Origin of the sequence: Nonomuraea fuscirosea (assembly GCF_035917475.1) — a bacterium.
In the GTDB taxonomy this organism is placed as follows: domain Bacteria; phylum Actinomycetota; class Actinomycetes; order Streptosporangiales; family Streptosporangiaceae; genus Nonomuraea; species Nonomuraea fuscirosea.
Map to the genome: position 1 here is coordinate 4,288,712 of NZ_CP109074.1, position 13,022 is coordinate 4,301,733.

A 13,022-nucleotide genomic window follows, 5' to 3' on the forward strand; every position below is an offset into this window, starting at 1 on the left:
CGTCCTGAACGCGGCGTCTTGGACGCGGGCGCGGGTCAGGTGGCCACCGAGACGACATGACCCACCGAGGCGCCGTCGCCGATCAGCTCCAGCAGGCAAGCGGCCAGGTCGGCGCGGGTGGTGTTCATGCCGCCCCGCAGGTTGCGGTCCATGGCCGTGCGGTAGGAGCCGGTACGGCCGGCGTCGGTCAGGCGGGACGGGCGCACGATCGTCCAGTCGAGGTCGCCGGCTCGCAGCAGCTCCTCCGCCCTGGCCAGGTCGGCGTACGAGTGGCGGAACAGGCGCTGGACGACGAGGGGCTTGAGCACGTACCGGATGAGGGGCCCGTCGTCGGGGCCGGCCACCATGCCGGAGGCGCTGACCATCAGCAGGCGGCGCGAACCGGTGCGGCGCATGGCGGCCATGATGGAGGCGATGCTGCCGGAATGGACCGTGGTGGGGCCGCGCTCGCGCGTGCCCATCGCGCTCAGCACGGCGTCGCGGCCCTTGACCGCCGGCGCGACGGCGTCCGGGTCCATGACGTCGGCCTCCACGACGTCGAGGCGGTCCCGCAGGTCGGCGGGGAGCCGGGAGGCGTCGCGGACGACGGCCGTCATCTCGTGGGCCACCTCCAGCCCCTGACGCAGGAGCTCCAGCCCGGTGCCGCCGGTCGCTCCGAATACGGTGAGCCTCATGCCGATCCACTCCTTCTCCGTGGGGGTGAGTAAGTGTCCACTCACACCCACCATAGCGCCCCGCGTGCCCGCTCGTCCTAGAGCGCGGCGGCGATCGGCTCCAGCCCCGCGATCAACGCGTCGAGCTCGTCCGCGGCGAGCACGTCGTACGCCGGAGCGGCCAGCTCGTCGGTGCGCGCCTCGATCCGCTCCTTGGTCTCCCGGCCGGCCTCGGTGAACCCGCCGGCCGCGTCCACCAGGCCGCGAGCGCGCAGCCCGTCGACGACGGCGGCCAGCCGCGCCTTGGGCAGGTGGTGGATCCGGCCGAAGTCCTCCGCCCGCATCCCGAGCGAGAGGGCCAGCAGGACGTGGGCCTCGGTGCCGCCGATGCCGTGGGCGAGCAGGACGGCGTTGTGGCCGTCCCCCCGGTGCTCGCGCAGCAGCGTCGCCGCGTGCCACAGCCTGGCCACCGGCTCCTCGGGCACGGCGAGCTCCCGCAGCCCGGCGTACAGCGCCCGGCCCTCGGTCGGCGCGCTGCAGGCCGCCCGGGTGGCGAGGTCGGCGGCCCGCGCCAGGCCGGGCTGGTCGGCGAGCTCCCCGATCCGCTGCCGCAGCGCGGCGGCGCTGCTGCGCTCGCGTACGGCGATCGCCTCCTCCGGGGTGATCTTCCCCCAGACCCAGGGGATGTGGCGGGCCACCTCGCCCTCGGCGAAGTTGTAGAACACCGCGTGCACCACCCCGGCCGGCGCGAGTCCCAGCGGCGCGGCGCGGCCCGCGAAGTATCCGTCCCAGTAGTCGCGCATGCCGAGCGCCAGGAACGCCTCGTTCACCGCCTCGGAGAAGGTGATGGTGGCGATCGGCTCGATGAGCTCGAACATGCGGCGGATCTTGGCCTGTGGGTGCGTCAGCATCGGTCGGCGTCTCTTTCGGTCGTGACGGCGCCCCTCGTGGGCGGCCCTTCACCCTGGCTACGAACGACGCGGCCCGGATTCGACGACTCGGGCCGAAGATTTTTCGCCGATTCCGCCATACCGTGAATTGGTCCTCTAACAGCTGGTCGGATCGGACCTTATCGAGGGTACCGATTCCTGCCAGGCTGAGGACATGACGACGACAGCGACCCGCTTCGAGGGCCAGGTGCTCACGCCTGGCGACGCCGGCTACGACAGCGCCCGTACCGTCTGGAACGCCATGATCGACCGGCGTCCACGCATGATCGTCCGCGCGGCATCCGTCGCCGACGTGGTGGCCGCGGTGCGGCTGGCCCGCGAACAGGACCTGGAGATCGGCGTGCGCTGCGGCGGCCACAACGCCGCCGGCTTCGCCGTGCCCGACGACGGCCTCATGATCGACCTGACGCCCATGGGCGGCGTGCGGATCGACCCGGCCCGCCGCCTGGCCCGGGTGCAGGGCGGCGCGCTGCTCGGCGCGCTGGACCGGGCCTCCCAGGCGTACGGCCTGGCCACCACCGCCGGCAACGTCTCCCACACCGGCGTCGGCGGGCTCACCCTCGGTGGCGGCATGGGCTGGCTGGCCCGCCAGTACGGCCTGGCCTGCGACAACGTCGTCTCCTACACGGTGGTCACCGCCGAGGGCGACGTCGTGACCGCCGGCCGTACCGAGCACCCCGACCTGTTCTGGGGTCTTCGCGGCGGTGGCGGCAACTTCGGCGTCGTCACCGAGTTCGTGTTCCGGTTGCACCACACCGGCACGCGGACCCTGGTCGCCGAGTTCGACTTCCGCGCCGAGGACGCCGTCCCGGTCATCGAGGGCTGGCGCGACCTGAACGCGGTCGCACCCCGGCAGGCGACGTTCACCGCCGGTGTCGGCAGTACTCCCTCCGGCCCGATCGCCACGCTGGGGTTCGTGTGGGTCGGCGACCCGGCCGAGGGCCGCCGGCTGCTGCCCGCGATGCGGGCGCTCGGGCGTCCCGTCGCCACCCGAGTCACCACGCCGTCGTACGTCGAACTGCAGCGCCGCGAGGACTCCACCGGCGGCCACGCGTACCGCCGCTACGCCAAGGGGCACTACCTGCGAAGCTTTCCCACCGCGGCCATCGAGGCGTTTCTGCTGCGCGGCGGCTCCGACCTGAGCGCCGACCCGGGCCTGCCGGGCGTCGGCCTCCAGGCGCACGGCGGCGCGATCGCCGAGGTCCCGGAGGCGGACGCGGCGTTCAGCCACCGCGACACGATGTTCGAGTTCGGCGCCGGCTCGCGCTGGAGCGACCCGGCCGAGGACGACGCCAGGATGGGTGCCGCCCGCGCCGCCGGGGCCGCGCTCGAACCGTACGCCGGCGGGATCTACGTCAACTCGTTGACGGCCGACGAACTGGCCGATGAGCGGCGTGGCGTGCGGCGGGCGTACTCGGACGCGAAGCTGGCCCGGCTGACCGCCGTGAAGACCGCGTACGACCCGGCGAACGTGTTCCACCTGAACCAGAACATCCGCCCGGCGCAATCGGCACGGTGACCGGCCTTGGCGGCGAGCATCGTGACCGGCCGCGTCAGGAGCTCCGTACCTCCCGGATGGCCGTCGCCAGCAGCGCGACCCCTTCGGCGATGGCGCTCTCGCCGAGGATGGCGTAACCGAAGATCAGGCCGCCGGGCCCGGCGGCGGCGATCCGGTACGGCCCGACGCCCTGAACACCGAGCCCGTGCCGGGCGGCGGCCGCCACCACGGCCGCCTCGTCGAGGTCGGGCGGAAGCCAGGCGACCACGTGCTGCCCGGCGGCGATCCCGGCCGGTCGCAGCTCAGGCAGAAGGGTACGCAGCGCGCCGAGCAGGGCGTCGCGGCGCCGCCGGTACACCGGGCGCATCCGGCGCAGGTGACGGTCGAACTCGCCGCGGCCGAGGAAGTCGGCGAACGTCAGCTGGTCGATGACCGGCGAACCGCGATCGGCGAGCAGCTTCGCCGCGGTGACGTCGGCGACCAGGTGGGCGGGCAGCACCATCCAGCCGAGCCGCAGCCCCGGCGCGAGCGTCTTGCTGGCCGTGCCGCAGTAGACGACGTGGTCGGGGGCCAGGCCCTGCATGGCCCCCACCGGAGAGCGGTCGTAGCGGTATTCGGCGTCGTAGTCGTCCTCGATCACGATCGCGCCGCGGCGCCTGGCCCAGCGGATCACCTCGGCCCTGGCCGCCGCCGGCAGCACCCCGCCGGTCGGCCACTGGTGCGACGGCGTGAGGATCAGCGCGTCGGCGTCGGCCCGGTCGAGCGCGTCGGTCCGGACGCCGTCCGGGCCCACCGGGATGCCGGCCACGTCGAGTCCCGCGTCCACGGCCAGCACCCGGGCGTCGTCGGCGGACGAGGGGTCCTCCATGGCGATCCGCTCGACGCCGCGGGCCGCGAGCACCTGGATCAGCAGCGAGATGCCCTGGGCGTAGCCGTTGCAGACGACCACGTTGCCGGGGACGGCCACGGTGCCGCGCACCCGGTTGAGGTAGTCGCACAGGGCCTGGCGCAGTTCGGGCACGCCGCGCCCGTCGAGGTAGGCGAACCGGTCGTTGGGCGTGGTGGTGAGCACACTGCGGACCGAGCGCAGCCAGGCGGCCCGGGGGAACTGCGACACGTCGGTGCGCCCGTACCCGAAGTCGACCTTGAAACCGGGGCTCGGCGCCGTCGCCTGTGCGGGGTCCGCGCCGGCGGCGGCCGGCGGCATCGACGCCGCGACCTGGGTGTAGCCGCCCGAGCGGCTGGCCAGGTAGCCCTCGGCCACGAGCTGCTGGTAGGCCTCCACGACCACCCCGCGGGAAACCCCGAGCCCCGAGGCGAGGGTGCGGGTGGGCGGAAGTGACGCACCGGCGCGCAACCGGCCGGCCCGGATGCTCGTGCGGATGGACGCCTCGATCTGCCGGTGCAGCGGCACTCCGGTGTCGCGGTCCAGCTCGATGAGCAGGTCCTCGGCCGGCCCGGAACCGGTCCTCGATCGCCCCACGGAACGGACCCTACTCGTCGGCCAGCAACCGGCGCAGGAGTTCCTCGTCGCCCGGATGCAGCTCGCCGACGAACCGCCGCAGCACGGTCGCGCGGTCGTCCTCGGCGTCGAGCAGGGCGCTCATCCGCTGCGCGACCAGCCCGGCGGCGTCGGTGAGAGCGCCGTAGCGGTAGGCGCGTCCTTCGCGGCGGCGGGCGACCGCCTTCCTCCGGTGCAGGCGGACCAGCGTGGTGACGACGGCGCTGTAGGACAGCCCGCCCTCGGGATCGACGAGCTCGAGGACCTGACCGGGCGTGAGCGAGCGCCCCGCGTCGCGCAGAGTGGCGAGGATCGCCGCCTCCAGTTCGCCGGGCCGGCGGCGCCGGCCTTGATCGGGAGAACCGTCCGCCGGATCTTCGTTCATCACGCCCACCCTACCGGCCCGCCTGGCTAGTTAGGTGAGCCTATGTTAACTTCTACAAGCGTGTAGCAGGGCTGAGCGTTGGCCCGCTCGCCCAAGCATTGGAGCAATCGGTGTTCGCCAGCTTTCTCATCGGCCTGCGCGAAGGACTGGAGGCGGCTCTCGTCGTCTCCGTGCTGGTCGCCTTCCTGGTCAAGAGCGACCGCTCGGACCGGCTGCCGCACGTCTGGACCGGCGTGCTGGCCGCCGTGGCGCTCTCGGTCGGCTTCGGCGCGATCCTGACCTTCACCGCCGCCAGGCTCGGCCACACCGGTCAGGAGCTCTTCGACGCGATCACCTCGCTGCTGGCCGTCGTCTTCGTCACCTGGATGATCTTCTGGATGCGCCGGGCCGCCCGCGCGCTCTCCGGCGAGCTGCGCGGCAAGCTCGCCGGCGCGCTGGAGCTCGGGCCGGTGGCCGTCGTCGTCATGGCCTTCCTGGCCGTGGCGCGCGAAGGGCTGGAGACCACCCTGCTGTTCTTCGCCTCCGTGCAGGGCGCGACCACCTCGGCCCAGCCGCTCATCGGCATCAGCCTCGGCCTGCTCGCCGCTGTGGCGCTCGGCTACGGCCTGTACAAGTCGGCCGTCCGGATCAACCTGACCAAGTTCTTCACCTGGACCGGCCTGCTGCTCATCCTGGTCGCGGCGGGCATCTTCAAGTACGGCGTGCACGACCTGCAGGAGGCGAACGTCCTGCCCGGCCTGAGCACCTACGCCTTCGACCTCAGCGCCGTCCTGCCCGCCGACTCCTGGTACGGCGCCCTGCTGGCCGGAATGCTCAACATCACCCCGCAGCCCAGCGTCGCGGAGACCCTCGCGTGGGCCGCCTACCTGCTCCCCACGCTCTTCCTCTTCCTGCGCCCCGCGCGCACCCAGCCTTCCCCCGCGCCCGCGGTCTGAACAGGAGCACCATGTCCGCCACCATCCGTCTCACCGCCGGCGCTCTAGCCCTGGCCGGGCTGACCGCGCTGACCGCCTGCGCGGCGGAGGCCCCCGCACCGGGCGCGGCGCCGAAGCCGGGCAAGGTCACCGTGAACGCGAGCGACACCGAGTGCAAGGTCGCCGTCTCGGAGGTCGCGGCCGGCACCAGCACGTTCGCGATCACGAACGGCGGCAGCAAGGTGACCGAGTTCTACGTGTACGCGCCGGGCGACCGCGTGCTGGCCGAGGTGGAGAACATCGTCCCCGGGCTGACCCGCGAGCTGATCGCCGAGCTGCCCGCCGGAACCTACGAGACGGCGTGCAAGCCCGGCATGGCCGGCAAGGGCATCCGCAACCCGCTGAAGGTGACCGGCGAGCACAAGCCGCTCACCGCCGACGCCAAGCTCGCCGAGGCCACGCGGAGCTACCAGCGCTACGTCAAGTCGCAGAGTGACACGCTGCTGGTCAAGACGCAGGAGTTCGTGGACGCGGTCAAGGCGGGCGACATCGGCAAGGCCAAGGAGCTCTTCTCGGTCTCGCGTACGTACTGGGAGCGCATCGAGCCGGTGGCGGAGATCTTCGGCGACCTCGACCCGGCCATCGACGCCCGCGAGGCGGACCTCGCCGACGGCGAGGAGTGGACCGGCTTCCACAAGATCGAGAAGGATCTGTGGATCACCAAGGACGTGAGCAAGGACGGGCCCGTCGCCGACAAGCTCATCGCCGACGTCAAGACCATCGTGACCAAGGCCAACGCCGCCGAGCTCACCCCGCTCAACCTGGCCAACGGCGCCAAGGAACTGCTCGACGAGGTGGCCACCGGGAAGATCACCGGTGAGGAGGACACCTGGTCGCACACCGACCTGTGGGACTTCGACGCCAACCTCCAGGGCTCCAAGGCCGCGGTGCAGGCGCTGCGCCCGGTGCTGGAGGAGCGGGCGCCCGACCTGGTCAAGACCCTGGACGAGAAGTTCGCCGCCGCCGAGACCGAGCTGGGCGAGCACCGCAAGGGTGACGGCTGGCGGCTGCACGACGAGCTGTCGAAGGCCGAGCTCAAGCGCCTGTCCGACGTGATCAACGCGCTGGCCGAGCCGATCAGCGAGATCGCACCGATCGTGGCGCGATGAACGAACGGCTGAGTCGCAGGAAGGTGTTCGGCCTCGGCGCGGCGGGAGTCGCCGCAGCCGGCGCCGGCGCGATCGCGTCCCGTTCGCTCCTCCAGGAGCCGGCCGCCACGCACGCCACCACCGCCGACCCCTTTCCCTTCTACGGCGAGCACCAGGCGGGCATCGTCACGCCCGCCCAGGACCGGCTGCACTTCGTCGCCTTCGACGTCGTCACCGACGAGCGGGCCGAGCTGGTGGACCTGCTGCAGGAGTGGACGGCCGCCGCCGCCCGGCTCACCCAGGGTCAGGAGGCCGGCGCCCTCGGCGCGGCCGGCGGCTCGCCCGAGGCCGCGCCGGACGACACCGGTGAGGCGCTCGGCCTGCCCGCCTCGGGGCTGACGCTGACGATCGGGTTCGGCCCGTCCCTGTTCGACCGCCGCTTCGGGCTGGCCGCCAGACGCCCAGCGGCCCTGGCCGACCTGCCGAAGTTCCCCGGCGAGCAACTGGTGCCGGAGATCTCGGGGGGCGACCTGTGCGTGCAGGCGTGCGCGCACGATCCGCAGGTCGCCGTGCACGCCATCCGCAACCTGACCAGGATCGGCTTCGGCAAGGTGTCGGTGCGCTGGTCGCAGCTCGGCTTCGGCCGTACGTCCTCCACCTCGCGCGCCCAGGTGACCCCGCGCAACCTGATGGGCTTCAAGGACGGCACCAACAACATGAAGCTGGAGGACGCGGCCCTGCTGCGCGACCAGCTCTGGGCCAGGGCGGAGGACGGCGCCGGCTGGATGGCGGGCGGCAGCTACCTGGTGACCAGGAAGATCCGCATGATCGTCGAGACGTGGGACCGCACCTCGCTGCGTGAGCAGGAGGAGATCTTCGGCCGCAGCAAGGGCGAGGGCGCGCCCGTGGGCCGGAAGAACGAGTTCGACCCGGTCGACCTCGCGGCCATGAAACCCGACGCCCACGTACGGCTGGCGCATCCCAGCAGCCACGGCGGCGCGCATCTGCTGCGGCGCGGCTACAACTACGTCGACGGCTCCGACGGGCTCGGCCGGCTGGACGCGGGGCTGTTCTTCATCGCCTACCAGCGCGATCCGCGGAAGCAGTTCGTGCCGGTGCAGATGGGCCTGGCCAAGGCCGATCGGCTCAACGAGTACATCAAGCACGTGTCGAGCGGCGTGTTCGCCTGCCCGCCCGGCGTCAGGGACGCCGGGGACTACTGGGGACGCGCCCTGTTCGCATGAACGATCCCCGCCTCAGTGCAGGGCGCCGTGGGCGAGAACGAGCAGTTCGACCAGATCGTAGAGGGCCTCTCCGGTCCAGATGAGCGAACTCGCCGCCAGCACCGCCGGAATGGCGGCCGGCCAGGTTCGGCCACCGGCGTTCTGGTGGCCGAGCAGCGCGGCGACCCGGCGCGGGATCGCGCCTGGGCGCCTCGGCCTGGCGAAGGAGGCGAACCGGCCGGCCGGCGGCGACGGCCGGCCGTGCGCGGCGAGCGCCGCCGTGCCGATCGCCCTGGCCACGACCGTGCGGTCGCCGACCGCCGCCGCCGCGTGCTCGTCGGCGGCCCGTTCGGCCAGGTAGCCGACCCGGCCGGAGACCCACCACAGCGCGGGGTGCAGCGCGCCGGCCAGGTCGCTCAGCACCATCAGCGGGGGATGGCCCTGGGTGAGATGCGCCTGCTCGTGGGCGAGCAGAGCTTCGTACTGCTGATCGGTGAGGATCTTCCGCATCCCGGTCGTGACCACGACGTGGCCGGGCCTGCCCGGCACGGCGAACGCCTCCACCCGCGGGCTCCGTACCATGACGACCCCGTCGCGGGCCGTGGCTCCGGCCCATCGCGCCGCGAGGGCGCGTCCGCCGCGATGACGCCGCACCACCCGGCCGGCGGCCACCGCCGCCCACACCAGCAGGCCCACGCACAGCCACGGAACCCAGCGCACATTGCCCGTGTCGGCGATCACCGTCTGATAGGACCACCCGAAATATCCGGCGACCGCGGGAATCTCGGCGGCGGCCTTGACGGCGAACGCCACCACGTTGAGCACGCTCGCCAGCGCGGTCCCCGCCGCCGACCAGGCCAGGACCCTGGCCGCGGGCGCCGGGGGCAGCCGGTCGGCGAGCAGCGCGATGACGACGACCAACGCCACCGGGGCCGCCACGACGGACCAGACGAAATGATCGAACAAGGTGGTGCTCCCGCGAACGCGTCACCGGTGACCGCTTCCACGAGCGGTCGTTAGGCAAACCTAACCTAACGTCGCGGAAGGGCGGAAGGAAGGGACGGCGGACGTCGGCATCCGCTTCCGGCCCGAGATATGGGGGCTTATACATCAAACTGGTTTGATGTATTCTCGGGGTCATGGTGAGCTCGCCCACCCCGGCCTTCGTCCGGCTGGCCGCCCATCCCATCCGGTGGCGGCTGCTGATCGAGCTGGCCACGGGTGACCACCGGGTCCGCGAGTTGGTCGACCTGGTCGCCGAGCCGCAAAACCTGGTCTCCTACCACCTGCGGGAGCTGCGTAGGGGCGGGCTGGTCACCGCCCGCCGCAGCACGTTCGACGGCCGCGACAGCTACTACCACCTCGACCTGGAACGTTGTGCCGCGGCGCTGGCCGACACCGGCGCCCTCCTGCACCCCGCGCTCCGCCTGTCCCCGCTCCCGCCTCCATCTTCAGCGGCGTCCGCCCGCCCGCCGGTGGTGCTGTTCGCCTGCACCGGCAACAGCGCCCGCTCCCCGATCGCCGAGGCCCTGCTGCGCCACCACGCCGCCGGCCGGGCCGAGGCGGCCAGCGCGGGCAGCCACCCCAGGGAGCGGCTGCACCCGGACGCCGTACGCGTCCTGCGCGAACGTCACGGCATCGACGTGAGCGACCAGCGTCCACGGCATCTGGACACCCTGGCCGGCCGCCGCTTCGACTACGTGATCAGCCTGTGCGACAAGGTCCGCGAGGTCTGCCCCAGCTTCGGGCCCCGTTCCCGCACAGTGCACTGGAGCATCCCCGACCCCGCCGCGCCCGGCTCCCCCGCTTCCGGCGGCAGCGGAGCCGGGCGGGACGAGGAGGCCCGTCACCTCGCGTTCGACCGCGTCGTGGCGGAGATCGACATCCGCATCCGCCACCTGCTGCCCGTCCTCACGTCACAGGAGGTCTCGTCTTGACCGCACCAGCACAGGAACAGCTCGCCGGCGTGCGCTATCTCGTCGACGACGTGGCCGCCGCCGTCGACTTCTACACCACCCATCTGGGCTTCACCCTGCGCCTCGACGCCGCGCCCGCCTTCGCCGACGTCGTACGCGGACCGCTGCGGCTGCTGCTGTCCGGACCGGCCAGTTCCGGCGCCCGCGCCACCCCCACGGGCCTCGCCGCCGGAGGCAATCGCATCCACCTCATCGTCGGCGACCTCGACGCCGAGATCGCCCGCCTCCGCGCCGCCGGGCTGTCGTCCTTCTCCAGCGACGTGGTCGCCGGCCCCGGCGGACGCCAGATTCTGCTCACCGACCCGGCGGGCAACCTGGTCGAACTGTTCCAGCCCGCCCAGGCTTGATCCGACCCGGCCGGCGTCAGCCCGCGCTTTCCGGCAGGCCGCTCCTGGCCGGCGGGCGTTCCTGCGGCAGCCGGCGCTCCAGGCGCAGCATGAGGACGGCGCCCAGCGCCGCGAGGAGGCCGACGACCAGCCACGGGAGCAGCCGGTTCTGACTGAAGAGCAGGCCGAACAGGCCGGGGGCGAGGATGTTCGCGATGGCGAAGGAGTACTGGAACGACGCCAGGTACGTGCCCCGCGACCCGGCCGGCGCCGCGTCCGCCGCCAGCGCGTTCGTCGCGGGGCCGGAGATCATCTCCGCGACGGTGTAACACAGCACCACCGCCACCAGGTACGGCACCAGCACCTGCGCCGGCAGCAGCACGGCGACCGCCGACGCGAGGCACCACAGCGCCCACAACGCGCCGGCCCAGGTCAAGGCGCGGGCGCGGGTCCAGCGGCGGCGGACGAACCGGGTCAGGGCGGCCGTGCAGGTGGCGAGCAGCAGCGTGTTCATGGCCAGGAGGGGGCCGGGCACCCAGTCGGGACCGGACAGCCCCTGGACCACGTAGACGGGCAGCGACAGGGCGAGGAACGTGCTGCACAGGGCGAAGATGGTGCACGTCCCGATCAGCGCGAGGTAGGGCCGGTCACGCAGCAGCGCCCGGTGCCCGGAAGGACGGTCCGCCGGCGGCGGCTGATGCGGCAGCGCCGGCACCGTGAGCACGACCATGAGCGCGGCGGCCAGGAACGCCAGCGCGCTGCCCAGGATCAGCCCGTCGTAGACGCGCGTGGAGTCGAAGGCGAGCATCGCGCTGGCCAGCAGCGCCCCGCCGCCGGCGCCCGCCTCCCTGATCATCCCCGTACGCGCGTACCAGTGATCCTTCGCCTCCGCCGCCTCGGCGTCCACCTGATGGGCGTGGTCGGCGTGGTCGGCGATGAGCGTGAAGATCGAGGACCAGTAGACCCGCGACCCCACCGTCGTCACGAGGACGGCGACCACCAGTGACCCCGCCTCGGAGACCGTCAGGTAGAGCAGGAAGCCGAGCCCTTGCAGCGCCTGTCCGCCGGCGACCACCAGCCGCGGCCCGAACCGGTCGGCCAGCCGCCCGACGACGATCGGCACCGGCAGGGTCAGCGCCGTGGTCACGCTGACCAGCAGCCCGATGGTCGCCAGGTCCAGGTCGGTGACCTTGAGGAAGTACAGCAGGGACAGCGGGAGATACAGGCCCGTGCCCAGGGAGTCGATCGCCACCGCCGTCAGCAGTGGCCAGCGCCTTCGGCGCCGCCGTTCGATGTTCTCGCCTTCCGCCGCCCGCGCCACGCCGATGCACCACCCTGGTCCCGTCCGATGATGAGCCCTATTTCCTAGCATGAGAAGTCCGGGTTTCTCGCCTGGGTTTCCGCGCCGGCGCGGGCGGCACCGGCATCGCCGGCTCCAGGAAGATGGACTATCTGTCCGTCAAGGGCTCCAGGTCCGTCCCGGCGGATCGGCCGGACACGCGCCCGCACGCCTCATCCCCCGCTGGGGGGAGGCGCCCTCCCCTGCGCGGGGAGGTGATGCACGGGTCACGCTTCCTACGATCGGGCCCATGAGCGATCTCCATCGTCCGCGGCGCTGGCCGGCGTACCTGATGGCGGCACTGTTCCTCGGCTACGCCGCCGGGAAGGCCGTCTTCGCCGCGCAGGCCCGGCTCGGGTTCCCGGGCGGACCGCCCGTGTCGGCCGCCGAGGCGGCCGGCTACTTCCTCGACCCGGCCACCGCGCAGTGGCTCGCCGCCGCGACCGGCGTGCTGGGCGCGTGCGTCGCCATGGCCACGGTCACACCGGTCGGCCGCAGGGTGCCGCGGGCGTTGATGCTGCTCGTCCTGGCCGGGATGACGCTGGCCGTCGTGGGCGGGGGCGGCATCATGATCGTGGACGGCTTCGTCGGCATCGGCGTGGGCTGGCAGTGGTACCACGGACTCCTCGGGATCGTCGCGATCGCCGTGTCCCTGGAGATGACCAGGTCGTACGTGAGAGCCACGAGACCCGTCCCGGCGTGATCCGGCCCGGGAAGCTCATGCCCCAGGCGGCTGGAGATCCGTGCGGCTGAACACCGGGCAGCCGAGGAGTTCGCCGAGAACGGTGCGCTGCCTGCCGGTCAGCGGATTGAAGAACACCACCGCCAGGGCATCCGCCTCCGCGCGATCCTGAGCGATCTCGCGGACCTTCCCCGTGCTCATGAGCGTCCTGGAGGAGTACGGCAGGTCCATGTTGTCCCTCCCCCCGGGAGCCTGTCCCTTCTTCCCGCCCGAGATTCCCCGCCGCTGGACGAAGCATCCGACGACCCGGCCGCCCAGAGCGGACACCTCTCCCGCCAGAGCATCCATACACGCCAGGTGATCCTTCCGCCTGGCGGAGAAAAGACCTGCGAGAAGGACATCACCGCCCTCGATGACGTCTTTGGGG

Annotated in this window: 14 protein-coding genes; 7 read left to right on the forward strand and 7 right to left on the reverse strand. The window is 72.5% G+C overall.

What is annotated here, in order from left to right; translation table 11 throughout:
- Positions 1-35 precede the first annotated feature (35 nt).
- Both OIE67_RS19515 and OIE67_RS19520 read right to left on the reverse strand, forming a co-directional pair.
- Positions 36-674: an NAD(P)-dependent oxidoreductase gene (locus OIE67_RS19515; RefSeq protein WP_326642301.1), complete on the reverse strand. Its 639-nt coding sequence runs from the start codon at positions 672-674 to the stop codon at positions 36-38.
- A 77-nt stretch (positions 675-751) separates the two neighbouring features.
- Positions 752-1,564: a MarR family winged helix-turn-helix transcriptional regulator gene (locus OIE67_RS19520; RefSeq protein ID WP_326642303.1), complete on the reverse strand. Its 813-nt coding sequence runs from the start codon at positions 1,562-1,564 to the stop codon at positions 752-754.
- Between the two features lie 193 nt (positions 1,565-1,757).
- On the opposite strand from OIE67_RS19520, the gene OIE67_RS19525 reads away from it, so the two are divergent.
- Complete coding sequence (locus OIE67_RS19525) at positions 1,758-3,122, forward strand: FAD-binding oxidoreductase (protein WP_326642304.1); 1,365 nt, start codon at positions 1,758-1,760, stop codon at positions 3,120-3,122.
- Between the two features lie 34 nt (positions 3,123-3,156).
- Here OIE67_RS19525 and pdxR read toward each other — a convergent pair whose 3' ends face one another.
- Together pdxR and OIE67_RS19535 are read right to left on the reverse strand one after the other, a co-directional pair.
- The gene (gene pdxR / locus OIE67_RS19530) at positions 3,157-4,584 is read right to left on the reverse strand and encodes a MocR-like pyridoxine biosynthesis transcription factor PdxR (protein WP_326642306.1); all 1,428 of its coding nucleotides are present in this window, start codon (positions 4,582-4,584) and stop codon (positions 3,157-3,159) included.
- Positions 4,585-4,594: 10 nt separating this feature from the next.
- The gene (locus tag OIE67_RS19535) at positions 4,595-4,987 is read right to left on the reverse strand and encodes a BlaI/MecI/CopY family transcriptional regulator (protein WP_326642308.1); all 393 of its coding nucleotides are present in this window, start codon (positions 4,985-4,987) and stop codon (positions 4,595-4,597) included.
- A 110-nt stretch (positions 4,988-5,097) separates the two neighbouring features.
- Here OIE67_RS19535 and efeU point away from each other — a divergent pair, with 110 nt between their 5' ends.
- From efeU to efeB, 3 genes are read left to right on the forward strand one after another with little or no spacing between them, the layout of a single operon-like run.
- Positions 5,098-5,922, forward strand: coding sequence for an iron uptake transporter permease EfeU (efeU, locus tag OIE67_RS19540; protein WP_326642311.1), 825 nt, complete (start codon positions 5,098-5,100; stop codon positions 5,920-5,922).
- Between the two features lie 11 nt (positions 5,923-5,933).
- A complete protein-coding gene (gene efeO, locus OIE67_RS19545; RefSeq protein WP_326642313.1) occupies positions 5,934-7,070 on the forward strand; it encodes an iron uptake system protein EfeO in 1,137 nt (378 codons plus the stop codon).
- A complete protein-coding gene (gene efeB, locus OIE67_RS19550) occupies positions 7,067-8,293 on the forward strand; it encodes an iron uptake transporter deferrochelatase/peroxidase subunit (protein ID WP_326642315.1) in 1,227 nt (408 codons plus the stop codon). The genes efeO and efeB overlap by 4 nt, the downstream gene beginning before the upstream one ends.
- A gap of 12 nt (positions 8,294-8,305) precedes the next feature.
- Here the strand turns inward: efeB and OIE67_RS19555 are convergent, their stop codons facing one another.
- Positions 8,306-9,238 (reverse strand): M48 family metalloprotease, encoded by a 933-nt coding sequence (locus OIE67_RS19555; protein ID WP_326642317.1) that lies wholly within the window; start codon positions 9,236-9,238, stop codon positions 8,306-8,308.
- A 173-nt stretch (positions 9,239-9,411) separates the two neighbouring features.
- Here OIE67_RS19555 and OIE67_RS19560 point away from each other — a divergent pair, with 173 nt between their 5' ends.
- Together OIE67_RS19560 and OIE67_RS19565 are read left to right on the forward strand one after the other, a co-directional pair.
- On the forward strand, positions 9,412-10,209 hold the full coding sequence (locus OIE67_RS19560; RefSeq protein ID WP_326642319.1) for an arsenate reductase/protein-tyrosine-phosphatase family protein: 798 nt from the start codon (positions 9,412-9,414) through the stop codon (positions 10,207-10,209).
- Positions 10,206-10,595 (forward strand): VOC family protein, encoded by a 390-nt coding sequence (locus OIE67_RS19565; protein WP_326642321.1) that lies wholly within the window; start codon positions 10,206-10,208, stop codon positions 10,593-10,595. Before OIE67_RS19560 ends, OIE67_RS19565 begins: the two co-directional genes overlap by 4 nt.
- A 16-nt stretch (positions 10,596-10,611) precedes the next feature.
- On the opposite strand, the gene OIE67_RS19570 is transcribed toward OIE67_RS19565, so the two are convergent.
- Positions 10,612-11,895, reverse strand: coding sequence for an MFS transporter (locus OIE67_RS19570; RefSeq protein WP_326642323.1), 1,284 nt, complete (start codon positions 11,893-11,895; stop codon positions 10,612-10,614).
- Positions 11,896-12,163: 268 nt separating this feature from the next.
- On the opposite strand from OIE67_RS19570, the gene OIE67_RS19575 reads away from it, so the two are divergent.
- Positions 12,164-12,616, forward strand: coding sequence for a hypothetical protein (locus OIE67_RS19575; protein ID WP_326642324.1), 453 nt, complete (start codon positions 12,164-12,166; stop codon positions 12,614-12,616).
- Positions 12,617-12,631: 15 nt separating this feature from the next.
- Here the strand turns inward: OIE67_RS19575 and OIE67_RS19580 are convergent, their stop codons facing one another.
- Complete coding sequence (locus OIE67_RS19580) at positions 12,632-12,943, reverse strand: HflX-like GTP-binding protein (RefSeq protein ID WP_326642326.1); 312 nt, start codon at positions 12,941-12,943, stop codon at positions 12,632-12,634.
- Between the last annotated feature and the right edge of the window lie 79 nt (positions 12,944-13,022).

Excerpts from the sequence above, each read along its gene's own strand:
- OIE67_RS19525 (WP_326642304.1), top strand. The coding sequence starts at position 1,758 with ATGACGACGACAGCGACCCGCTTCGAGGGCCAGGTGCTCACGCCTGGC.
- OIE67_RS19535 (WP_326642308.1), bottom strand. The coding sequence starts at position 4,987 with ATGAACGAAGATCCGGCGGACGGTTCTCCCGATCAAGGCCGGCGCCGC.
- OIE67_RS19560 (WP_326642319.1), top strand. The coding sequence starts at position 9,412 with ATGGTGAGCTCGCCCACCCCGGCCTTCGTCCGGCTGGCCGCCCATCCC.
- OIE67_RS19575 (WP_326642324.1), top strand. The coding sequence starts at position 12,164 with ATGAGCGATCTCCATCGTCCGCGGCGCTGGCCGGCGTACCTGATGGCG.
- efeB (WP_326642315.1), top strand. The coding sequence starts at position 7,067 with ATGAACGAACGGCTGAGTCGCAGGAAGGTGTTCGGCCTCGGCGCGGCG.
- OIE67_RS19520 (WP_326642303.1), bottom strand. The coding sequence starts at position 1,564 with ATGCTGACGCACCCACAGGCCAAGATCCGCCGCATGTTCGAGCTCATC.
- efeO (WP_326642313.1), top strand. The coding sequence starts at position 5,934 with ATGTCCGCCACCATCCGTCTCACCGCCGGCGCTCTAGCCCTGGCCGGG.
- OIE67_RS19580 (WP_326642326.1), bottom strand. The coding sequence starts at position 12,943 with ATGGATGCTCTGGCGGGAGAGGTGTCCGCTCTGGGCGGCCGGGTCGTC.
- OIE67_RS19515 (WP_326642301.1), bottom strand. The coding sequence starts at position 674 with ATGAGGCTCACCGTATTCGGAGCGACCGGCGGCACCGGGCTGGAGCTC.